General features: G+C 69.5%; 21 protein-coding genes and 1 pseudogene. 13 read left to right on the top strand and 9 right to left on the bottom strand.

Translation table 11 applies throughout. From position 1 onward, the window contains the following. Positions 1 to 150 precede the first annotated feature (150 nt). Positions 151 to 990 carry an alpha/beta fold hydrolase gene (locus ACIPC1_RS18310; protein ID WP_402518788.1) on the bottom strand — a complete coding sequence of 280 codons (840 nt, stop codon included), beginning with the start codon at positions 988 to 990 and terminating at the stop codon, positions 151 to 153. A 158-nt stretch (positions 991 to 1,148) separates the two neighbouring features. Here ACIPC1_RS18310 and ACIPC1_RS18305 point away from each other — a divergent pair, with 158 nt between their 5' ends. The 5 genes from ACIPC1_RS18305 (at position 1,149) to ACIPC1_RS18285 (ending at position 5,212) form a co-directional block, all read left to right on the top strand. Beyond that, the gene (locus tag ACIPC1_RS18305; protein ID WP_402518136.1) at positions 1,149 to 1,853 is read left to right on the top strand and encodes a GAF and ANTAR domain-containing protein; all 705 of its coding nucleotides are present in this window, start codon (positions 1,149 to 1,151) and stop codon (positions 1,851 to 1,853) included. Between the two features lie 20 nt (positions 1,854 to 1,873). Beyond that, positions 1,874 to 2,938 carry an NAD(+)/NADH kinase gene (locus tag ACIPC1_RS18300; RefSeq protein WP_402518133.1) on the top strand — a complete coding sequence of 355 codons (1,065 nt, stop codon included), beginning with the start codon at positions 1,874 to 1,876 and terminating at the stop codon, positions 2,936 to 2,938. A 69-nt stretch (positions 2,939 to 3,007) separates the two neighbouring features. After that, complete coding sequence (locus ACIPC1_RS18295; protein WP_402518130.1) at positions 3,008 to 3,463, top strand: MarR family winged helix-turn-helix transcriptional regulator; 456 nt, start codon at positions 3,008 to 3,010, stop codon at positions 3,461 to 3,463. Next, the gene (locus ACIPC1_RS18290; RefSeq protein WP_402518129.1) at positions 3,460 to 4,392 is read left to right on the top strand and encodes an ABC transporter ATP-binding protein; all 933 of its coding nucleotides are present in this window, start codon (positions 3,460 to 3,462) and stop codon (positions 4,390 to 4,392) included. The genes ACIPC1_RS18295 and ACIPC1_RS18290 overlap by 4 nt, the downstream gene beginning before the upstream one ends. After that, positions 4,352 to 5,212: an ABC transporter permease gene (locus ACIPC1_RS18285; protein WP_402518126.1), complete on the top strand. Its 861-nt coding sequence runs from the start codon at positions 4,352 to 4,354 to the stop codon at positions 5,210 to 5,212. The genes ACIPC1_RS18290 and ACIPC1_RS18285 overlap by 41 nt, the downstream gene beginning before the upstream one ends. A 39-nt stretch (positions 5,213 to 5,251) precedes the next feature. Here the strand turns inward: ACIPC1_RS18285 and ACIPC1_RS18280 are convergent, their stop codons facing one another. Further along, complete coding sequence (locus tag ACIPC1_RS18280) at positions 5,252 to 5,434, bottom strand: antitoxin (RefSeq protein WP_384382924.1); 183 nt, start codon at positions 5,432 to 5,434, stop codon at positions 5,252 to 5,254. A gap of 195 nt (positions 5,435 to 5,629) precedes the next feature. On the opposite strand from ACIPC1_RS18280, the gene ACIPC1_RS18275 reads away from it, so the two are divergent. Then, positions 5,630 to 7,246, top strand: a complete 1,617-nt coding sequence (locus ACIPC1_RS18275; RefSeq protein ID WP_402518123.1) for a DHA2 family efflux MFS transporter permease subunit — start codon at positions 5,630 to 5,632, stop codon at positions 7,244 to 7,246. Here the strand turns inward: ACIPC1_RS18275 and ACIPC1_RS18270 are convergent. After that, entirely contained in the window at positions 7,237 to 9,981 is a 2,745-nt protein-coding gene (locus ACIPC1_RS18270; RefSeq protein WP_402518120.1) for a SpoIIE family protein phosphatase, read from the bottom strand. The genes ACIPC1_RS18275 and ACIPC1_RS18270 overlap by 10 nt on opposite strands. A gap of 180 nt (positions 9,982 to 10,161) precedes the next feature. On the opposite strand from ACIPC1_RS18270, the gene ACIPC1_RS18265 reads away from it, so the two are divergent. The 4 genes from ACIPC1_RS18265 to ACIPC1_RS18250 all read left to right on the top strand — a co-directional run bounded on the left by ACIPC1_RS18265 (position 10,162) and on the right by ACIPC1_RS18250 (position 11,775). After that, positions 10,162 to 10,398: a DUF6296 family protein gene (locus ACIPC1_RS18265; RefSeq protein WP_402518117.1), complete on the top strand. Its 237-nt coding sequence runs from the start codon at positions 10,162 to 10,164 to the stop codon at positions 10,396 to 10,398. Between the two features lie 47 nt (positions 10,399 to 10,445). Next, positions 10,446 to 11,156: an AAA family ATPase gene (locus ACIPC1_RS18260; protein WP_402518115.1), complete on the top strand. Its 711-nt coding sequence runs from the start codon at positions 10,446 to 10,448 to the stop codon at positions 11,154 to 11,156. Positions 11,157 to 11,272: 116 nt separating this feature from the next. Further along, complete coding sequence (locus tag ACIPC1_RS18255) at positions 11,273 to 11,467, top strand: hypothetical protein (protein ID WP_384382929.1); 195 nt, start codon at positions 11,273 to 11,275, stop codon at positions 11,465 to 11,467. After that, the gene (locus tag ACIPC1_RS18250) at positions 11,467 to 11,775 is read left to right on the top strand and encodes a hypothetical protein (RefSeq protein ID WP_402518787.1); all 309 of its coding nucleotides are present in this window, start codon (positions 11,467 to 11,469) and stop codon (positions 11,773 to 11,775) included. Before ACIPC1_RS18255 ends, ACIPC1_RS18250 begins: the two co-directional genes overlap by 1 nt. 36 nt (positions 11,776 to 11,811) lie before the next feature. Here ACIPC1_RS18250 and ACIPC1_RS18245 read toward each other — a convergent pair whose 3' ends face one another. The 5 genes and pseudogenes from ACIPC1_RS18245 to ACIPC1_RS18225 all read right to left on the bottom strand — a co-directional run bounded on the left by ACIPC1_RS18245 (position 11,812) and on the right by ACIPC1_RS18225 (position 16,546). Further along, positions 11,812 to 12,432, bottom strand: coding sequence for an L-threonylcarbamoyladenylate synthase (locus ACIPC1_RS18245; protein WP_384382931.1), 621 nt, complete (start codon positions 12,430 to 12,432; stop codon positions 11,812 to 11,814). Between the two features lie 215 nt (positions 12,433 to 12,647). Further along, a complete protein-coding gene (locus tag ACIPC1_RS18240) occupies positions 12,648 to 13,013 on the bottom strand; it encodes a cupin domain-containing protein (RefSeq protein ID WP_402518113.1) in 366 nt (121 codons plus the stop codon). A 438-nt stretch (positions 13,014 to 13,451) separates the two neighbouring features. After that, on the bottom strand, positions 13,452 to 14,087 hold the full coding sequence (locus ACIPC1_RS18235) for a DUF1345 domain-containing protein (protein ID WP_402518111.1): 636 nt from the start codon (positions 14,085 to 14,087) through the stop codon (positions 13,452 to 13,454). 151 nt (positions 14,088 to 14,238) lie between these two features. Then, positions 14,239 to 15,250: pseudogene (locus ACIPC1_RS18230) on the bottom strand (metallophosphoesterase). Positions 15,251 to 15,394: 144 nt separating this feature from the next. Then, complete coding sequence (locus tag ACIPC1_RS18225) at positions 15,395 to 16,546, bottom strand: S1 family peptidase (RefSeq protein ID WP_402518109.1); 1,152 nt, start codon at positions 16,544 to 16,546, stop codon at positions 15,395 to 15,397. Positions 16,547 to 16,846: 300 nt separating this feature from the next. Between ACIPC1_RS18225 and ACIPC1_RS18220 the strand changes: the two genes are divergently transcribed. Further along, entirely contained in the window at positions 16,847 to 17,494 is a 648-nt protein-coding gene (locus tag ACIPC1_RS18220) for an HD domain-containing protein (protein ID WP_402518107.1), read from the top strand. Beyond that, positions 17,482 to 18,486: a GlxA family transcriptional regulator gene (locus ACIPC1_RS18215; protein ID WP_402518105.1), complete on the top strand. Its 1,005-nt coding sequence runs from the start codon at positions 17,482 to 17,484 to the stop codon at positions 18,484 to 18,486. Before ACIPC1_RS18220 ends, ACIPC1_RS18215 begins: the two co-directional genes overlap by 13 nt. Positions 18,487 to 18,493: 7 nt before the next feature. Here ACIPC1_RS18215 and ACIPC1_RS18210 read toward each other — a convergent pair whose 3' ends face one another. Further along, positions 18,494 to 20,539, bottom strand: coding sequence for a SpoIIE family protein phosphatase (locus ACIPC1_RS18210; RefSeq protein WP_402518103.1), 2,046 nt, complete (start codon positions 20,537 to 20,539; stop codon positions 18,494 to 18,496). Positions 20,540 to 20,825: 286 nt separating this feature from the next. Between ACIPC1_RS18210 and ACIPC1_RS18205 the strand changes: the two genes are divergently transcribed. After that, positions 20,826 to 21,902, top strand: a complete 1,077-nt coding sequence (locus ACIPC1_RS18205) for a dihydrodipicolinate reductase (protein ID WP_402518101.1) — start codon at positions 20,826 to 20,828, stop codon at positions 21,900 to 21,902. The last annotated feature ends 9 nt before the right edge of the window (positions 21,903 to 21,911 follow it).

Raw genomic sequence — 21,911 nt, 5'->3', positions numbered from 1 at the left:
GTGGGGCAGCGCTCCGGAGCGCCACCTGTCTTGTCAGACGCATGCTCAACTTCACGCGTTCCACACCTCGGTGATGTTCCCGGGTCCCTCACATCTTCGACGTCCGCATTCGCCTCGTATACGCGCGGATGTCCCCGCACTGCCGGTCACCTACCCCAGGAACGCAGCAGTGGTCGCCACGAACCGTTCGGCGTCGTCGAGCCACGGGAAGTGTCCGGCGCCCGGCTGAACCACCAGCGTGGCGTTCGGGAAAAGCTCCGCGAACTCGGTCATCGCACGAGGAGGTGAGTTCAGGTCGGCCTCGCCGGCGAGCAGAAGGACCGGCGCCCCGAGTTGTGCCAGCGCCGCGCGCGTGGCGTCCGGGTCGAAAGCGCCCTCGGTACCGTAGGCGGCCGCGGCCTCGTTGTTCCGTTGACCGTCCTCGGCGGCGTGATGAGCTCGTGCCCTCTCGTCCCAACGGCCGTAGAGAAACGGCGCGATGGCCTCCCAGGAGTCGTCCGTCGCCCGGCCCGCGGTGATCGCTTCCAGGGCCGCGAAAGCGGCCGGGAACCACGGCTCGTCCCGGCGCAGCCGCGCGGTCTCGCGCCGTAGTTCTCCGGTGATCGCAAGCCCGACGGCCATGACGCTCGGCGTGATCAGGGCGAGCCTGCCCACCCGCTCGGGGTGCCGGGCGGCGTACAGCGCCGCCAGATTCGTACCGCCGGAATGAGCGAGCAGGTCCACCCTCTCCAGACCGAGATGCTCGCGCAGGGCCTCCACGTCGTCGACAAGACGGTCGCAGCGGTAGGAGGAGGCGTCCTCCGGTGTCTGTGACTGTCCCGTGCCCCGGAGGTCCGGCATGACCAACTGCCGGTGCGCGGAGAGGCCGCCGAGGTCACCGAGGTACACCGACGCCTGCATCGGTCCGCCGGGCAGGCAGATCACGGGAGTGCCTTCTCCGAACACGTGGTAGGCGAGTTTGGTGGCGTCAGGTGCGGAGAAGTGGGGCATGGCCATGACCCTGACAGCGTCGTACCGCTGGAGCAACCGGATTCGACCGGTGCCGGAAGGCCCGGGAAGGGGCTGCTCTGCGCGGGCGAGGCCTCCTGGTGGCACGATGGTAATCCTGGTGGGCGGCGGTCACGCTTCCACGGAGAAGCAGGTGGTACATGTCGCAGGAGACCCGCGAGGACTGGGAACGGTTCGCCGTCGCTCTGGCGGAGATGGCACGGGATCTGCTGGCCCAGGACTCGGTCCAGGCCACCATGGACCGCATCGTGGAGCATGCGACGGTTCTGATCAACGGCTGCGACGAGGCCGGCATCCTCACCGTGCACCGGGGCGAAGTGAAGGCCCTGTCGGCGACGAGCGAGGTGGTGCGCACGGCGGACCGGATCCAGCAGGACCTCGAAGAGGGGCCGTGCTTCGACGCGGTGACCGACCGCACGCAGGTCTACGCCATCGAGGACCTGAACCGCCCGCACGAGCGCTGGTCCCGCTTCGCCCCCGAGCTGCGGAAGCTGGGCATGGGAAGCATGATGGGCTTTCTGCTCTTCACCGAGGACGACGAACTCGGCGCGCTCAACCTCTACTCCCACCACCCGCGCACCTTCGACGAGGTGGCCCAGAGAGCGGGTTGGATCCTCGCCTCGCACGCCGCCGTCGCCTTCTCCGCGGCCCGCACCCACCAGCAGCTCGGCCACGCCATGGAAACCCGCCACGAGATCGGTGAGGCCATGGGAATCCTCATGGAACGCCATGGCCTGACCGAGGAAACGGCCTTCGGCGTTCTCAAGAAGGCCTCCCAGGACCACAACATCAAACTCCGCGAGATCGCCCGCCGGATCTGCGAGACGGGCGACAGACCGGCCTGAGCGCGTACCTGGAGGTTTCCATGGCCGTACAGCGTGTGGGCCTGGTGGTCCACCTGGGCCGCCCGGCCGCCAAGGACGTCGCCCGCACGGTCCACGACTGGTGCGACGCCCACGACATCCCCTGCACCGACATCGATGTGTGGGCCAAGGACCGCCAACGCCTGGGCGGCCGGGCGGAGGCGCAGGCAGCGGGCAACCCCGACCTCGTGGTCACCCTCGGTGGTGACGGTACGTTCCTCAGAGGGGCGCGGATCGCGCTCAAGAGCGGGGCGAGCGTCCTGGGCGTCGACCTGGGCAAGGTGGGCTTCCTCACCGAAGTACAGGCGTGCGACGTCGTAGAAGCGCTCGAAGCCGTCCACCACGGCAGTGCCACCGTCGAGGAACGCATGACGCTGACCATGCGCGCCTCCCGGGCCCTGGAGATCCCCGAGCGGATGGAAGCCCTGCTGCGCTACGGCCGCGGCCCCGCGCTTCCGCCGCCCCAGGTACGCCCCGAGACCACCGAGGGGGAGGGCTGGGGCCTGGCCCTCGACGTCCTGGCCCTGAACGACATCGTCGTGGAGAAGCTGGCCCGGGACCACCAGGTGAGCCTGGGTGTCTACCTGGCGGGCCGCCTGCTGGCCTTCTACTCGGCCGACGCCGTCGCGGTCGCCACCCCCACCGGCTCCACCGCCTACTGCTTCGCCGCCGGCGGCCCGATCCTCTCCCCGCACATGGACGGGCTCGTCTTCACCCCGATCGCACCCCACATGACCTTCAACCGCAGTGTCGTGGCCGCCCCCGACGAACCGGTGGCCCTGCGTGTCCTGCCGCATTCGGGACAGGCCGCGGTCAGTGTCGACGGCCAGCTGCGCGGGGTGCTCGACCCCGGCGACTGGATCGGCGTCTTCCGCGCCCCGCAGCGAGCGCGCCTCATCCGCCTGCGCCCCACCGACTTCTACGGCAGGCTCCGCGACCGCTTCCGGCTCACCGACGCACCCGCCACGGCGACGGACGGGGAACCGGCGCCGTTCTTCCGGCCCGACTCCCCGGTACCGGCGGATCTCGCGAACCTGCGACTCCCGCCGCCCCCCGTGCCCCGCTGAACCCACTGCTTGCCCCTTCTTGACTCTCCCTTTCCCGAAATACCTCTGATGCAGAGCTATTGTCGAGGTGTGGAGTCAGAGAGCTTTCCCGAGGCCCTGGCCGACACCTTGGCCGGAGTGCAACGGCTGATCAGGCGGCGGCTGCGCAGCGGCATGACCACACCGCAACTGCGCGGAGCCGAGATCGGCCTGTTGCGCCTGGTCGTGGGCCGCCCGGGCATCGGTGTGTCGGAGGCCGCCAAGGACCTTTATCTGGCGGGCAATTCGGTCTCGACGCTGGTCAACCAGCTGGTGCGGGACGGCTATCTGATCCGCGAGACGGACCCCGCCGACCGGCGGGCCGCGCGACTGCTGCCCACACCGGCGGCCGAAGCACGGCTGCGCGACTGGCGAGAGCGCCGCGCCGCGCTCGTACGCCGGCAGGTGACCCGTCTCGACGAGGCCGACCGCGCCGCACTGGAGGCAGCCCTCCCGGCCCTGCGCAAGCTGGCGGCGAACCTGCACGAGGAGGCCGAGGAGACATGACGAGCGACACGACCGGAAGGGGAGACCCCGTGCGGCAGGGGAACACGGTGAACGGCGAGGAGGCACCCGCCGACGACATACGGGCGGGAGCAACCGATCCCCGTACGGACGCCGTCACCTGCTCCGGCCTCACCTACACCTTCGGCGAGACGACCGCGGTCGACGCACTCGACCTCTCCGTCCGCGACGGCGAGGTGTTCGGCCTGCTGGGCCCCAACGGCGCCGGGAAGACCACCGCCATCCGCTGCATCACCACGCTCCTGCCGGTCCCCGCCGGTATGGTCCGCGTGTTCGGGCACGACGCCACCCGCGAACGTATGCCGGTACGCCGCCTGTTGGGCTACGTACCGCAGCAGCTCTCCGCCGACTCCGGGCTCACCGGCCGGGAGAACGTGGAGCTGTTCGCCCGCGTCTTCGACGTCTCGCGCAAGGAACGCGCGGCACGTGTGAACCAGGCGCTCGCCGCGGTCGACCTCTCCGAGGTGGCCGACCGGCTCGCCAAGACGTACTCCGGAGGCATGGTCCGCCGCCTCGAACTCGCCCAGGCCCTGGTCAGTGCGCCCCGGCTGCTGATCCTCGACGAACCGACGATCGGCCTCGACCCGATCGCCCGGACCAGCGTGTGGGACCACATCAACGCCGTACGCGCCGCCACCGGCATGACCGTCCTCGTGACGACCCACTACATGGACGAGGCCGACCAGTACTGCGACCGCGTCGCGCTGATGCACCAGGGCCGCGTCCACGCCCTCGGCACCCCCGAAGAGCTGAGGGAGGGCCTCGGCGAACGGCGTGGAATCACGAAGCCCGGCGAACTGCCCACGCTGGAGGACGTCTTCCGCGACATCGCGGGCAGCGGCCTCGGCGACAAGTCAGGAGACTTCAGCGATGTCCGAAGCACCCGCCGTACCGCGACCCGTGTCGGCTGACCACGTCCACCCGACCGGCCTCGACCTGCTCCTCGTACCGCCGCAGGCCCGTACCGGCTGGCGCGTGCTGCCCGCCCGGGTCGCCGCGATGTGCGCGGTGGAGCTGCAGAAGATCCGCCACGACCGCACCGAGTTGTACACGCGGGCCGTCCAGCCGGCGCTCTGGCTGCTGATCTTCGGCGAGACCTTCACCAAGATCAAGGCGATACCCACCGGTGGCATCCCCTACATCGACTACATGGCGCCCGGCATCATCGCGCAGTCCGCGATGTTCATCGCCATCTTCTACGGCATCCAGATCATCTGGGAGCGCGACGCCGGCATCCTCACGAAACTGCTCGTCACCCCGACCCCGCGCTCGGCGCTCATCACGGGCAAGGCCTTCGCGTCCGGGGTCAAAGCGGTGATCCAAGCGGTCGTGGTTGTCCTCATCGCCGCACTGCTCGGGGTGGGGATGACGTGGAACCCCCTTCGCCTGCTGGGCGTTGTGGTGGCCGTCATCCTCGGGTCGGCCTTCTTCTCCTGCCTCTCGATGACCATCGCGGGCATCGTGCTCAGCAGGGACCGCCTGATGGGCATCGGCCAGGCCATCACGATGCCGCTGTTCTTCGGCTCCAACGCCCTTTACCCGGTGAACATCATGCCCGGCTGGCTCCAGGTCATCAGCAGGATCAACCCACTGAGTTACCAAGTGGACGCGCTGCGCGGGCTCTTGCTCGGCACGCCCGCCCACCTGGCACTCGACTTCGGCGTTCTGGCCGTGGCCGCGGCTCTCGGCATCTGGTCCGCCTCGTCGCTGCTGGGCCGCCTGGCCCGTTGAGCCCGGCGAGGCATCCGGCCGCGTACACGCGGCCGGTGGCTACCGGTTGTCGTCGGGGCGCGTACCGAACTGGTCCCTGAGCTTGTCCTGGCCGGTGTCGACCTGACCGCTGTACTTGCCCTGGGTCTTGTCGTCGATGGCGTCGCCCGCCTTGTCGATGCCCTTGTCGGCCTGCGCTTCGTGGCCCTTGAGCATGCTCTTCAGCTTGTCCATTACGGACATGATGGTGTCCTCTCGCTCTTGCCCCCTCGGTCCCAGTGTTCCCGTGGAGCCGGGTCCCCGCATCTCAGCGCTGCGGGAAACGGCGCCCGCCCCGACGCGGACATGATCGATTGGTGGGGTCGGCCACGCGGCACTAACGTCGGTCTGGTGAACGTCCACGTTCACTTCTGACCTGAGACGCACGCAGGACATCCCATGACAGGCGCTCAGACGACACCCACGGAGCCTGCCGAATCCCCGGAGCGGGGCAAAGGCAGTGGTATCGCACTCCTCGTCATCGCCTCGTGTCAGCTGATGGTGGTCCTCGACATCACCATCGTGAACATCGCACTGCCGCACATCCAGACCTCGCTCGGTTTCTCGACCGAGAACCTGTCCTGGGTGATCAACGCCTACACGCTGACCTTCGGTGGTCTCCTGCTGCTCGGCGGGCGGCTGGGCGACATCCTCGGCCGGCGCAGGGTCTTCATCTTCGGCGTGCTGCTCTTCGTGTTCGCGTCGCTGCTCGGCGGACTCTCCCAGGAATCCTGGCAGTTGCTGGCCGCACGCGCGCTTCAGGGTGTCGGCGGCGCCATCGCTTCCCCCACCGCTCTGTCGCTGATCACCACGACCTTCCGTGAAGGGCCCGACCGCAACAGGGCGTTCGGCGTCTTCGCGGCCGTCTCGGCGGGCGGCAGCGCGATCGGGCTGCTCGCGGGCGGGGTGCTCGTGGAGTGGCTCGACTGGCGCTGGGTCCTCTTCGTCAACGTGCCCATCGGCCTGCTGATCGTGCTCGCGACACCCCGCTACATCCGCGAATCCGAGCGCCACCCGGGCCACTTCGACCTCCTCGGCGCGCTCACCTCCACCCTCGGCATGGTGTTGCTGGTCTACGGCTTCATCCGTGCCTCGGAGGAGGGCTGGAGCGACAGCGTGAGTGTCATGGCCTTCGTGGCCGCGGTCGTGTTCCTGGCCCTGTTCATCATTGTCGAGCGCCGGTCGAGGCAGCCCATCACCCCGCTCTGGATGTTCCGCGACCGCAACCGCGCCGGCGTCTACGCGATGATGCTGACCCTGGCCGCGGCGATGTTCGGCATGTTCTTCTTCCTGACCCTCTTCGTGCAGAACATCCTGGGGTTCAGCCCGCTGCGGGCCGGACTCGCCTTCCTGCCGGTGAGCGTGATCATCGCGATCGGCGCCGGGTTCGCCTCGCAACTGCTGCCCAAATGGGGTCCCAAGCCCTTCATGGCGGTGGGCGCGATCCTGGCCGCCGTGGGACTCGGCTGGCTGGCGCTGACCGATGTCGACAGTACGTACGCGGGCAGCATCCTCGGTCCCATACTGGTCTTCGGCTTCGGCATGGGCCTGCAGTTCGTGTCACTGACGCTGATGGCGGTGTCGGGCGTAGCGCCCCAGGAGGCGGGAGCGGCCTCCGGAATCCTCAACGCCACCCAGCAGGTGGGCGGGTCCCTCGGTCTGTCCGTACTGGTCACCGTCTACGGCACGGCCAGCCGCAACGAGGCCACCGACCAGGTCGCCCGGTTCATGGCGGACGGGACCCCGGCCCAGCGGCTGGAGTTCCGCAGGACGGGGCAGCTCCCGAAGCCCTGGAGCGATCAGGTGCTCGCCTCCGGCATCTCCGGCTCGTTCATCGTCGCCGCGATCTTCGCCGTCGTGGCCGCGCTGGTCGCTCTGCTCGTCATCCAGGTGCGCCCCGACGACCTTAAGCGTCTCCAGGGCGGCGCCGGCCTGCCGCTCGCCCAGCCCGAGGACGCTCAGGAGCCGCCGGTGGCCGACACAGGCGCGCGTGACACCCGTCCTCCTCAGGCCTGAGCCTCGGAAGGCAGCGGCTGCTCGGTCCAGATGACTTTGCCCGCGGGGCTGTAGCGGGTGCCCCAGCGTTCGGAGAGCTGCGCGACAAGGAACAGTCCGCGTCCGCCCTCGTCGGTGCTGGCCGCGTACCGCAGGTGGGGTGAGGTACTGCCGGCGTCGAACACCTCGCAGATCAGACTGCGGTCGCGCAGCATCCGGACCCGGATAGGTCCACTGCCGTAACGGATCGCGTTGGTGACCAGCTCGCTGAGTATCAGCTCCGTGGCGAACACCATGTCGTCCAGTCCCCATCGGGCGAGCTGCCGGGTGACCGACGCGCGTACCTCACCGACGGCCGCCGGGTCGGAGGGCACCTGCCACTCGGCGATCCGGTCGGCACCGAGTGCGTGGGTGCGGGCCACGATCAGCGCGATGTCGTCGCTGGGCCGGGCCGGGAGCAGAGCGTCCAGCACGACCCGGCAGGTGTCCTCCGGTGACCGGTCGGCCCCGGCCAGGGCGGTACGCAGCATCTCAAGACCCACATCGATGTCCCGTTCCCTGTCCTCGACGAGCCCGTCCGTGTAGAGAACCAGCCGGCTGCCCTCCTCCAGTACGAGATCGACCGTCTCGAACGGAAGACCGCCGAGGCCCAGCGGCGGACCGGCGGGCACCTCGGGGAACTCCACGCTGCCGTCCGGAAGGACCAGCGCCGGCGGTGGGTGGCCGGCCCGGGCGATCGTGCACTTCCGGGACGTCGGGTCATAGATCGCGTACAGGCAGGTGGCACCTGTGACGGCGCCGCCGCCGTCCTCCGTGTCCTCGTCCTGGTCGATACGGCCGACCAACTCGTCGAGGAGACCCAGCAGTTCGTCGGGCGGCAGGTCCAGCGCCGAGAAGTTGTGCACGGCGGTACGCAGCCGCCCCATCGTGGCCGCGGCGTGCAGCCCGTGTCCGACGACGTCGCCCACGACGACGGCGACCCGGGTGCCCGACAGCGGCAGTACGTCGAACCAGTCACCGCCCACCCCCGCCTGCGCGGGGAGATAGCGGTAGGCGATGTCCAGGGCGGCCTGCTCGGGCAGGTTGCGCGGCAGCAGACTGCGCTGCAGCGTCACGGCCATGGTGTGCTCGCGTGTGTAGCGGCGCGCGTTGTCGATGGACACCGCGGCACGGGCCACCAGTTCCTCGGCGAGCGTCAGCTCCTCCACGTCGAAGGGCTCCGGCTTCTCGGAACGCCAGAACTGGACCACGCCCATCACCAGCGGGCCCACCCGCAGCGGGACGGTGATCAGCGAGTGGATTCCGTACTCCATGACCTGCGCGGAGCGCTCCAGGTCCTGGGCGTGCCAGCCGGTGGCCTTGCTGAGGTCGGGTTCGACGACGGACTGCCCGGTACTGAGGGTGCGGGCCTGCGGCGAGGTGGCTACGAAAGTGATCTGTTTGCCCACCGGGTAAAGGGGAGCGTCGTCGCGGATTCCGCTGGACGCCGTGCGGCGCATCCTGCCGATCGTCTCCGGCTCCTCTCCGCTGTGCACGGCCTCGGCCAGGTCCACGGTGACGAAGTCCGCGAACCGCGGCACGGCCACCTCCGCCAGCTCCTCGGCGGTGCGGGTCACATCCAGGCTCGTGCCGACGCCCACCCCCGCGTCGTAGAGGAGTTTGAGGCGTTCGCGTGCCACCTCGGCCCTGCCGGACAGTGCCCTCAGCTCGGTCGAGTCACGCAGCGTCGCGACGCTGCCGGACGGGCCGCCCTGGAGATCCGTCAGCCGCTGGTTGACCGCAAGCAACCGGTCTCCGACCAGGTGTACCTCGTCGGTGGCGACCCGTCCCGAGGCCAGCAGGCCGGCGATGTCCGCATCGAGGTCGAGATCGACGACCAGCCTTCCGTCGGCGTCCTTGGGCAGGTCGAGCAGTCGGTGCGCCTCGTCGTTGGCGAGCAGCAGCCGTCCCTCGTCGCTGATGATGATCACGCCCTCCCGGACGGCGTGCAGTACCGCGTCATGGTGCTCGTACATCCGGGTCATCTCGTACGGGCCCAGTCCCCGGGTCTGGCGCAGTAGCCGTCTGCTCACGAGTGCCGTCCCGGCCGTGGCCAGGGCTAGCGCGGCGGCCGCGGCGGCCAGCAGGAGCGGCAGCTGCCGGTCCGCGACACCGCCCACGTTCGCCGTCGTGATACCGGCCGACACCAGGCCCACGACCGATCCGTCCGGCCCCTTGACGGGAACCACCGCCTGCACCAGCGGGCCGATGGTCCCGGTGATGTCCTCGGTGATGGAGTGACCGGCCAGGGCGGGTGAGATGTCCCCGACGAACTTCTTGCCGATCCGGTCCGGGAAGCGGTGGGTGTAGCGGATCCCGTCCGTGTTCATGACGACGATGAAGTCCACCTTCGTCGCCTTCCGCGCGGCTTCGGCCCGCGGCTGGAGCACAGCCGTGGGGTCGGGGGAGCGCAGCGCCTCGACCATGCCGGGCGAGTTGGCGAACGTCTCGGCGACGGAGAGCGAACGGTTGTGGGCCTCCACCGTGCTGTCATGCCGTACCTGTAGGACCAGCGCCACGACCGCGGACACGACCAGCAGCAGCACGATCGCCACTTGCAGCAGGAACACCTGACCGGCGACGCTGCGCCCGCTCACCGCCGACCACAGCCGTCCGTACGGCTTCCGGGGGGACAGGCCCTGGGGCGCCCGCGGATGAGGCGGTCTGTGGGGTGTCCGGGTCGACCGAGCCCGGGATCGACCCATTAGTCGGACCATGTGCATATGTCTACACTGCCCGGCGCCCGGAGGCGAGAGGCGTCACCCGTTGTGACAGAGGCAGGGGTGACTCGGCGAGCCCGTTGCGCATCTCTGCCGGGTTCGTCCGGCTGCATCATGGAGGTGGGTCTATTTAGCATCATTTGTCTCTCGGGGCCGTCTCAAGCGCTGGAGGTCGTCATGGAAACCACGGACCGCTACCGGCTGTCCTTCACCCATCAGCGATCAGACAGGGACACCACGACGGATGAGGTGATAGTCGAACGGACCGACACCGTGGGGCCGGGTGGCAACCCGGTGTACTGCGACCCGACCGGCATCCTCCGTGCCGAGATCAGCCCGGCGGGGGAGGTCCGGATGCTGGCCAGCGGCGCCTACCAGGCGCCGGCGTCCCCCTCCGCCGAACCGCTTCCCTGAGAGCCCGCGCCCCTCGGCGTGTCCGTGCGGTGGGTGACACTGGCCAGGTGATTGTCGAACGTGCGTATGCCCACCTCTCCTCGTACGACCAGGACACCTGGCCGTGGTCGGTGCCCTGCGTACGGCAGCTGCTCGACGAGGGGCTGCGCTTCACTGCGCCGGTGACCTTTCTTGTCGGCGAGAACGGCTCGGGGAAGTCGACCCTGGTCGAGGCGCTGGCGGAGGCGTTCGGTCTGGACTCCTACGGCGGCTCGCACGACTGGCGCTATGCCTCCCGGCGCGGGAAGTCGGTGCTCGGCGAGCGGATGAGGTTCGACGCGGCCCCGCGCGGGCGCCGTATGGCGTCCAGCTGGTCGGCCCGCAAGGGCTTCTTCCTGCGGGCCGAGACCGCGCTCGACGCCCTGGGGAGGGAGGGCCTCTCGCCGGAGTCGGTGAGCCACGGCGAAGGCTTTCTGGCCGCGTTCCGCGGCAAGTTCCTCCAGGCCGGGCTCTATGTCCTGGACGAGCCGGAGGCCGCCCTCTCGTTCTCCTCCTGCCTCGAACTCATCGGCCACATCGACCGGTTGACCAAGGAGGGCGGCCAGGTCATCTGCGCGACCCACTCCCCACTGCTGACCGCCCTGCCGGGCGCGGACATCGTCGAGGTCGGCGAGCACGGCATGCGCAGGGTCGCCTGGCGGGAACTCGGCGTGGTGGACCATTGGCGCCGCTACCTCGCCGATCCTCACGCCTATCTGCGGCACATCGTCGAGCCGTAGAGCTCAGTTGCTGCTCGGTCGGTTCGCCGTCGGTCACGGGACGGGAGACGACGTCGCGCTCTCCCCGGGCCGGTGGCACTGGCGGCGGCTCGCTCTGTGCCACTACATTTGGCTGCATGAGTGTAGTCACCGTGCGGATCCCCGACACCATGGACCACGCGTTGCGCGCAGCAGCCGCCGACGCGCCCTCGCTGAACGCGTACATCGTGCAGGCCGTGCGCCGACAGATGACGCTCGACGCCGCCCGCAAGCTGGCCGTCGTCGCTGCCCACGCCGCCCTCGACCTCGACGGTGAGGGCGACGCCCTGTGATGATCCGCAAGGGCGACGTGTGGGATGTCGACACCGGCAAAGGCACCCGCACGGTGCTGGTCGTCAGCCTCGACGGGCTCGCCGACGCCTACGGGGCCGTGGTCGCGCTCATCCTGCATGCCCCGGCCGTGCACCCCGACACCGCCATGAGCGTGCGCCTGGCCGCCCCGGTGGAGGCGTCGGTCGTCGCCGTCAACCTCGTTCAGCTGTCGGCATCCCGCTTCGAGACGGGGACCCCGCACGGCAACATCGGCTCCGAACAGCAGGCGCTCGTCGACAACGCACTCCGCGCGGTCCTCGACTTGTGACCTGCGGTGTGCGCAGCCCCCGGCCCCGAGGGCGGACTACTCGAACCGGGAAGGGTCTCCGGCTCCCCGCCGTACGATTTCGGCTTCCCCGCTGGAGAAGTCGATGACGGTCGTCGGCTCGGTACCGCAGTCACCGGAGTCGAGGACGGCGTCCACCACGTGATCGAGTTCCTCCTTGATCTCCCACCCCTGGGTCAGGGGCTTGTCCTCGTCGGGCAGGAGCAGGGTGCTCGACAGCAGCGGCTCGCCGAGTTCGGCGAGGAGAGCCTGGGCTGCGACATGGTCGGGAATCCGGACGCCGACGGTCTTCTTCTTCGGGTGCAGCAGCCTGCGCGGTGCCTCCTTCGATGCCGGGAGGATGAAGGTGTAGCTGCCTGGGGTCGACGATTTGATCGCCCGGAACACCGTGTTGTCGAGGTGCACGAAATTGCCCAGCTGCGCGAAGTCCTGGCACATCAGCGTGAAGTGGTGGCGGTCGTCGAGCCTGCGGATCGAGCGGATCCGGTCGAGCCCCTCGCGGTTGCCGAGCTGGCACCCGAGCGCGAAACACGAGTCCGTCGGATAGGCGACGAGACCTCCGCCGCGGATGATCTCAGCCACCTGGCTGATGGTGCGCGGCTGCGGGTTCTCCGGGTGCACGTCAAAGTACTTGGCCATACGCCGAGCTTAGAACCGCGGAGGCACCGTTTCCGACCGCGTCCCCAGGTTGTCGAGGTCGGTGTGGAGCGCCTCACCTCCAGCGGTGTCACGTCGATGCTCCCCACCGACCGCCTCCCCAGGTGCCCGCAGCCCGCGGTAGGTCGCCTGCTGCCCGTCGTGCGCCGACGTGCCGACGACCCGCCCCGGACCACTGGTGCTACCGGTGCTACCGGTTAAGCGTCCGATGCCCTCGCGTACTCCTTGGCCATGCCCCCGGCGAAGTCGTGGACCACGGCCTGTTCGTCTCCCACGACCCACGCGTCGTGTCCGGGCGGGACGACGAACACGTCGCCGGGCCCGACCTCGCTCTCGCCGCCGTCGTCCATGCGCAGATGCATTCGTCCCTGGACGACATAACCGTTGTGGTGGACCTGGCAGCTCTCGGTCCCCGCGATGGGGGCCACGGACTCGGACCAGCGCCAGCCCGGCTCGAAGGTACCCACGGCGAAGTCGAGCCCGGTGAGGTGCACGGCTTCGAGATGACCGCGAGGGAAATCCCGCCGCTCATCCGGCTTGTCGACCGTCTTGACCTCGATCATGACGGCTCCCTTCACATCAGAACCCCTGCACTCCATCTTCTGCCTGTCCAGCTGGGTGCGCCATTGGGGGGAGTTCCGGGCCCGGCACGAACAGGCTCAGCCGGTAGGTGGTTGGCTGCACCAGTCGCCCACAGAGCGTGTCGACCCGGGTCATGGCCCAGTCGATCCGCTCCTCCACGGAACGCAGGTGGCGTAGGTGTGAACGCCACTCCGACGCGTCCTGAGTTTCGAAGATCACTGTCCAGCGGCCCGTGCCAGGAGCAGTGCGAGCGGTAGCCCGCCGACTGAGGTCCTGCTGCTGGCGTTTCCTCTTCCGCTGTCCTGGCACCGCCCTAGCATCGCTGGCGTTGCGCCGCCCGAGCAAGGCCAATCAGTACAGGAACATGTGGCAGGTCGCGCGCCAGCCTCTTCCTTCAGGAGGTCACGCGCCGCTGTCCGTCAGACGCTCACGATCCCCACGACGACGTTGATGACCGTGGCGAGAATGCTGGTGCCGAATACGTACGACAGCAGCGTGTGTCTGAGCACGATTGAGCGGATCTTGGAGCTCGAGACGTCGGTGTCGGAGACCTGATAGGTCATTCCGAGGTTGTAGCTGAAATAGAAGAAGTCGCGGTACGAGGGCGGCTGGTCGGAGTTGAAGTCGATTCCGCCGTTGTCCTCGTAGTACACGTAGGCGTAGCGGGCTGCGTACATCAGGTGCAGGGCGGACCAGGCCAGGAACACCGCGCACAGGGCGGTGACGGCCGCGGCCTGGCCGTCGGCGGCCTTGCTGCCGCGCACCAGCAGGAGCACGATCGCGGACAGCCCGCACAGGGCCACCGCGACCACCACGATCTCGTCGGTCAAGGGCTGGAAGTCCTCGCGCCGCGCATTGCGGCGGGTGGCGGCGGCGTCCATGGGCCACAGCACCAGCCAGCCCGCCACAACGAAGAACAGCTCCGTCGCGGCGATCCCCGCCAGCAGCCCCAGAAGGACGTCCGTCTGAAGACCTACGGCCGCACCGACCCCGGCACCGAGAACCACCGAGCCCGTCAGGCGCGGCACGGCATCCAGGGGGAGCTTCATCCTCATACACAGGCACGTTAGCCGTGTCGCGGCAGGTGAGCCCGACGGCCCCGTGACTCCGGGAGCGGGGCGCCCCGACTCGGCGTGGTGACCGCGAAGCAGTTGGAGTCTGGTGTGCATACGCGAACGCCAGGCATCAGTGCACGTCAGAAGGAAACTACGGGCCCGGAGGAACTGTCCCGGGAGGAATGGTCACTTCGGCCTCGACGGGCGGGTCGAGTTCCTGCCTCCGGTTCCCTGTCGCGGAGAAGCAGCGCAGCCGGATGGAGTCCGGGGTGGCGTCCAGACGCAGGAAGCACTTGAAGAAGGGCGGGCTGTACGTCGCCGAGCCGGGCGAGAAACAGTTGGGTGTAGGTCTTGCGCACCGGGAGGCGGAATCGAGAGGGGGCACCGGGGCGGCGGCCGGCGCCCAGCAGGCTCGTCACCAGGCGGGTGCGCAGGGCGACCTCGGCGGGCTCACCCTGGTCACGGGTCGGGGGGATGCCCAGGCGCTCGGCGACGACAGCCGTGGCCTGCGCCTCGGCGAGCGTGAAGAAGCGGCGCATGCGGAGGCGGCGACCGTGGAGCCTGCTGGAGAAGGCGCGGGAGTCGCCGCGTACCGGTCCGGCATCGATGGCCCAGTACGGGCCCGGCTGGACGGCCTGTTGGGCGGCCGCGGAACGCATCTCCCGTGCCTTGGTGAGGCGTTGCTCGTCGGGCGGGCCCGGTGTGTGCCCACAGCAGCGACCGCAGCCAGGCCCTCGACGGCCGACGCGGCGCGGCCTGCGGCGAGACCTGCGGCGTCGGCGCGTCGCAGAACTCGCGCATGAAGACTTGGAGGTCCTCGTACCAGTCGTGGTTGCCGGGTATCGCGTGGATGGGTGCCTGACAGTCGCTGTACGGGCGGTAGAACTTCGTGCCGTAGTCCGCGGCGCTGCCGACCGGATAGATCACGTCGCCGACGAGTACGGCGAACCTCGTGTCCTGACTGACCTTCAGAAAGCCTGGAACCACGGCGTATTGACGGTCGTCGCCCTCGCCGGTGTCGCCGATGACCATGAAGGAGAAGTCGTCCGGATCAGGTCCTTCACCCCGCCCCACGCCCGGTGCGGCATCAGTTGCTTGTAGTCGCCGGGTTCCGGTGTTCCCCAGCCGGCGCCCTCAGAGGTGTCGCGTGATGAGTCGGACATCGGTGAACCGTGACAACGATCTTTTGACACCTGAGGGGTGGGAATGGTTCGAGCTGGACAACTCACAGTGAGTGGGAACGACTTCGAGGTGGGCGCCGTACCGTTCCGGCACATGGCGCGTGCCGGAACGGTCCTGACGACCGATCAGGCGGTGTGCAGGGTCAGCCCGTAACGGCTGAGGATCTCGTTGATCGGCTGGAACCAGGTTTCGCCGCCGCTGCCGCAGTTGCCCCAGCCGCCCGAGGTGACGCCCTGGGCCTGGTCGCCGCTGATGAAGGAGCCGCCGGAGTCGCCGCCTTCGGCGCAGACGTTCGTCTTCGTCATCTGGCGCACGGCGCCCTGGCTGTAGTTGACGGTCTCGTTCTTGGCGAGCACGGTGCCGCAGTGCCAGTGGGTGGTCGAGCCCGAACGGCAGATGGAGGCGCCGATGGGAGCCTCACCCGAGCCGCGGACGAGCTGGTCGGAGACGGTTCCCCAGCCCAGGACGACCGGCGCGGTCCACCAGCCGCTGCCGACGTTGACCCAGGCGTAGTCGTTCTCGGGGAAGGAGGAACCCTGGAAGTTGCCGATGTAGCTGCCGTCCCAGCCGCTGACACCGGCGCTGGGCTGTCCGCAGTGTCCGGCGGTGACGAAGCCCCCGTACACGGAGAAGCCGATGGAACAGCGGACGTTGCCCGTGTAGTACGGGTCTCCGCCGACGGTCCCGGCGGCGAGGGTGCGCGGCGTCCGTCCCGTCTCGTCGAGCGTCACCGGACCGGCCTGGCGGGCCTGGGTCACGAAGGCCTGGACATCGTTGTCATTCTTCTGCGCCGCGACCACGTCGACGACGACCGAGCTGCTCTTGGGGTCGACGTGCCAGCCGCTGACGCCGGAGGGGGCGTCGAGCTTGTCGATCCGCGCCATGGCGGCGTCGAGCTGCCGCTCGCTGTGCTCGACGAGAGCGACCCGGGCGCCGGTGGCCTCGACGGCCTGCCTCCGTGCGTTGTCGGTGATCGCGACGGTGAGCTCTCCGCTCTCCGCCTCGAACCACGACCCGCCGTACGAGCCGCCCGCGGCCCGCTCGGCCGCGCGCTCGACGGTACGGGCCGTGGCCTCGGCCTTGAGCCGGGCGGTGGTCTGGGTCTCGGTCAGGCCCAGGTCTCGTTGCATGGCAGTGATCAGGCCCGCCGACGCCGGAGCGCTGTCCGCGGCGGTGGGGGTCTCGGCAGCGGATGCCTGGGTGCCGACACCGGCGGCCACGGTGCTGAGGAGCAGGGTCGCGGACAGACAGGATCGCAGAACTGTGGTGCGTCTCAAGGGAGTTGCCTTTCGTCGTTCCGGTCGTGGGGTAGGGGAGCGGAAGGGCAGGGTGAGAGCGCTCTCTGAAGCGTGCGCCGATGACGGTAGCCGGTGATCATGGGCAGGTCCATGCCAAGCGCAGGGAATTGTTGACCTGCGTCTCCAAAGGGGCGCCACCAGCTGCGTACGGCCCGCGTGTCCGTATCTGTGGGTTGTCTGGCCCTGCCGCCGTGGCGCCGCGCGACCGATCCGACGAGGCTGGACTGTGACGCCGGACGGACCGGCGGCGACAGCGAGCAAGAGGGATGGGTGAACGCGATGACCACCGACTCCAACCCGGTCGCCGGGGTGAGCGTGCTGGACACCAAGCTGGCCAGGGAGGCGACCGAACTGGTCAGGGACACCACGAGCGACCTCGTTTATCACCACTCGCGCCGCGTGTACCTGTTCGGCGCGCTTCAGGGCCGCAACCGCGACCTGAGCTTCGACCCCGAACTCCTCTACTTCGGCGCGATGTTCCACGACCTCGGACTGTCCGAGCGTTTCCACTCCAGCGGACGCCGCTTCGAGGTGGACGGAGCGGACGAGGCCCGCCGCTTCCTGCGGACGCACGACGTGCCCGAGGACAGCATCCGCCGCGTGTGGACGGCGATCGCCCTGCACACCACGCCCGGCATCCCGCAGTTCATGGAACCGGAGGTGGCCCTGGTGACCGCGGGCGTCGAATACGACGTCCTGGGCATCGGATACGAGGACATCTCCGCCGCCGACCGCGCGCGCATCGTCGCCCTGCACCCCCGGCCCGACTTCAAGAACCAGATCCTCGGCGCCTTCACCGACGGCATCAGCCCCAAGCCGGAGACCACCTTCGGCAACGTCAAGGCCGACGTACTGGAGCACTACGTACCCGGTTTCGAGCGGGGCGACTTCGTCCGGACCATCCTGGACTCTCCGTGGCCCGAGTGACCCCCGCCGTCTTCGGCACCGCGGCCCACGTCGTCGCGGTGCTGGCCTTCGACGGCGTACAACTGCTGGACGTCACCGGTCCGGTGGAGGTCCTGACTACGGCCAACGCCTACGGAGCCCGATACGACCTGCGCCTGGTGTCCGTCACCGGCGCCGACATCCGCACCTCGGCGAACGTGCGCATCGGCGTCGACGGCAGCTGGGCCGAACTACCGGGCCGACTGGGCACGTTGATCGTCCCCGGCAGACGCGAATGGCGGCAGGTGGTCACCGACGACGACCTGGTGGCCGCCGCCGTGAACCTCGCGGGGCGCGCGAAGAGGGTCGCGTCCGTGTGCGCCGGCGCCTTCCTGCTGGCGGAGGCGGGAGCGCTCGACGACCGCCGGGCCGCGACCCATTGGCAGCTCGCCCCCGAGCTGGCCGCCGCCTATCCGAGGGTGACGGTCGAGACGGATCCGCTGTTCGTACGGGACGGCAACGTCATCAGCTCCGCGGGCGTCACCTCGGGCATCGACCTCGCCCTGGCCCTCGTCGAGGAGGATCACGGCCCCGACGTGGCCCGCGAGGTCGCCCGCGAACTCGTCGTCTTCATGGCGCGCCCCGGCGGTCAGTCCCAGTTCAGCGCCCGCCTGACGCCACGGGACGCCACCCACCTGGTCGTCCGCCGCGTCATGAACCTGGTGGGAGCCGACCCCGCCGCGGCCCGCGATCTGGACGCGCTCGCCCGCGGCGCCGGAGTCAGCACCCGCCACCTCAGCAGACTCTTCCGCGCACAGACGGGGATGACCGTGGGCCAGTACGTCGAGTCGGTACGCCTCGAAGCCGCGCGGGCCCTCCTGGAATCCGGCACCGACACCGTCGACGCGGTCGCCGAGGAGGCGGGCTTCGGCTCGGCGGAGTCCATGCGCCGGGTCTTCCAGCAGTCCCTGGGCGTCTCACCGACGGCGTACCGGGCACGCTTCCGTACGACGGGCCGGGCGGCGGAGGCGTGAGCGGCCGTCACTCGTGCATGCGGGCCAGCAGCAGGGCGACATCGTCGTCGGGCTCGGGGCGCAACGCGTCCAGCAGCATGTCGCTGATCCGCTCCAAGGGCAGCCGCGTGCTCTGAAGGAGCCGCGTCATCGTGTCCAGGCCCGCGTCGATGGGCTCGGTGCGGTTCTCGATCAGACCATCGGTGTACAGGGCGAGCAACGAGCCCGGCGGCAGCTCCACCTCCATCGTGCCGAAGGGCACGCCGCCGACGCCGAGGGGTACGCCGCCGGGGATGTCGAGCAGGTCCGCATCGCTGTCGGGACGGATCAGGACCGGCGGGAGGTGACCGGCGCTGGACAACTCGCAGGTGCCCCTACGCGGATCGCACACGGCGTAGACACAGGTGGCGATCGCGTCACCGAGCGAACCCGCGATGTCGTCGAGGTGGCCCAACAGCTCGGCGGGAGACGGGTCGAGCCGCGCCAGGGCGCGGGTGGCGGTGCTCAACTGCCCCATGACCGCGGCCGCTTGGACTCCCTTGCCCATCACGTCACCGACGATCAGACCGGTCCGTCCCCGGCTCAGCGGCAGCACGTCGTACCAGTCCCCGCCGACCTCGCTCAGGGCAGGCAGATAGCGGACGGCGATGTCGAGACCGTCGTGGTTCACGGGAGTGCGGGGGAGCAGACTGCGCTGGAGGGTGAGCGCGGCGCTGCGTTCGCGGCCGTAGAGCCGGGCGTTGTCGACACAGATCGCGGCGCGCGCGGCGAGTTCCGACGCGAGGATGCGGTCCTGCTCGTCGAACGGCCGGGTGTTGATCGTGCGATAGAGACTGAGCGTGCCCAGTACCTCGCCCCGGGCGACCAGCGGGACGGCCAGGTAGGAATGGACTCCGGCCGCCCGCAGGGTCTGAGCGGCGTGCGAGTCCCTGGCGATGCTCCGCATCGTGGCGGAATCCACCTGTTCCACCAGGATCGGCCTGGCTTCCCGGACGCACTGGGTGATGATCCGCGTCGAACTGTAGGTGGCCAGTTCGCCGACCGGGTCGGCGGCGTGGATGGCGTCCGTGAGGTATCCGGCCGCCACGGCCAGCGCCCGGAACTCGGCCTGGGCGTCCCCGACGACCGCCGTGGTGGTGCCATGGGCGACCACGGCTTCGAGTACGTCGACGGCGGCCAGGTCCGCGAGCTGTGGTACGGCCACGTCGGCCAGCTCCCGCGCGGTCTGCTGAAGATCCAGTGTGGTGCCGATGCGGGCACCGGCATCCGCGATCACGGACAGGTGCTCGCGTGCCTGGGAGATCTCGGCCGCCGCCTGCTGCCGCTCCGAGACGTCGATGATGGACATCGCGAGGCCCAGGACGCGGCCCTCCGCGTCCTGGATGCGGTGGTAGGACTCCGAGTACGCGTGGTCCTCGGTGTCGGCCGGCGTCCTGCCGACGGACTGCTGGTCCAGCAGGGGCCTGCCGCTGGCCAGGACGAGGCGCATGCGCGACTCGATGGCCGCCACGTCGAGTCCCGGCAGCATCTCCGCCATCCGGTGCCCGAGGACCGCCTCCTCAGGGAGGCCGTTGATCCGCTCCAGCGCCGGATTGAGGCCCACCCAGCGCAGATCGTTGTCGAAGACCGCGATGCCCATCGGCGTCTGCTGCACAAAGCTGTGGGACAGGGCGAGGTCCCGCTCCACGCGCCGTACGGTGGTGGCGTCCGTCACCAGGCTCAGCAGGTGGATGCGCCCGTCCCTGTCGTGCAGCCGCATGGTGCGGAACTCGACGGGGCGTTCCGTGCCGTCCTTGTGCCGCATCGGGAAGACCCCCGCCCAGCGTGCTCCCGACCGTACCTGGGCGAACACCTGGCGTGCCCGTTGCAGGTTGTCGGCCGAGACGAGGAGTTCGTCGGTACGGTGGCCGAGAGCTTCCTCGGCCCGGTATCCGAGCAGCTGTTCGGCCTCGGGACTCCACAGCATGATGTGCCCGTAGCTGTCGACCACCACGGCCGCGACCTGCAACAGGTCGAGCAGTCCTCCCGGCGCGGCGGTGACCCCGTCGTCGTTCCCGGTTGCGTACCCGTGCATTCCAGCCGCTCCTTCCGGCGCGGCACCATCGGCATCGCCAAGTCCCGCCCTTCGGGTCCTCCGATTACGTCACACCGTGCCCCGGAGGGCAACACCTGAACCACGGAGCAGCCCGGAAACCGCAGGTGGCGGGCGTAGTGCCAGGATTGCCCGGTATCCCGCACGCGGCCGTACGGGTGACGGCCCGCGCTGTCCGAAATCGGACCTCCGTGGCTCGCGCCCGGTCAGACATTTTCACCGGTCATGGCCCTATGAACCTCGCGGTCCTCTGGCTACTCTCCGCCGCATGATTTCCACGGTGGTCTGGGGCACCGGCAATGTGGGCCGCGCGGCGATCCGCGCCGTCGACGCCCACCCGGCGCTGAAACTCGCGGCGGTACTCGTCCACAACTCCGCCAAGGTCGGCCGCGACGCGGGCGAGCTCGCCGGTCTCGACCACGGACTGGGGGTCACGGCGACCGACGACATCGACGCCGTACTGGCCGCCGCTCCCGGGGCCGTCGTCTACGCGGCGACCGGCGACATCCGACCCGACGAGGCGCTCGACGACATCGGCAGGGCGATCCGCGCCGGCGCAGTCGTCGTCACCCCCGCGCTGTACCCGCTCTACGACCAGCGCAACGCCCCGCCCGAGTTCCGCGATCCGGTGCTGGGAGCCATCGCCGACGGCGGCGGCTCGCTCTTCGTCTCCGGTGTCGACCCGGGCTGGGGCAACGACGTGCTGCCCCTGCTGATCAGCGGACTCGGCACCACGATCGACGCCGTCCGCTGCCAGGAGATCTTCGACTACTCCACGTACGAGCAGGAGGACTCCGTACGCCACCTGATCGGTATGGGGCATGCCATGGACTACGAGCCGCTGATGCTCGCGCCGTCGATCCCGACCATGGTCTGGGGCGGACAGATACGGCTGATGGCCCGGGCCCTCGGCGTCGAACTCGACGACATCCGCGAGACGTTGGAACGCAGGGCGCTCGACACCACGGTGACCACCCGGACGATGGGGGAGTTCGAGGCGGGTACCCAGGGCGCCGTCCGGTTCGAGGTGCAGGGGATCGTCGGAGGCGAACCCCGCATCGTCATCGAGCATGTCACCCGCATCCACGCGTCCTGCGCACCGGACTGGCCGACACCGCCCGACGGCGGCGACGGAGCACACCGCGTCATCATCGAGGGCAGCCCCCGCATCGAGGTCACCGTCGAGGCCACCGACGAGGGCGAGAACCGGTCCGCGGGCGGGAACGCCACCGCGGTGGGCCGGCTGGTGGGCGCCATCGACTGGCTGGTGGACGCCGAACCCGGACTCTACGACGCGCTCGACGTCCCGCTGCGCCCGGCAGTCGGCCGACTCGGAAGGAAGTGACCCCATGAC

Source organism: Streptomyces sp. NPDC087263 (genome assembly GCF_044744645.1).
Taxonomy (GTDB): Bacteria; Actinomycetota; Actinomycetes; order Streptomycetales; family Streptomycetaceae; genus Streptomyces.
This window is presented reverse-complemented; position numbering and strand designations above follow the sequence as displayed.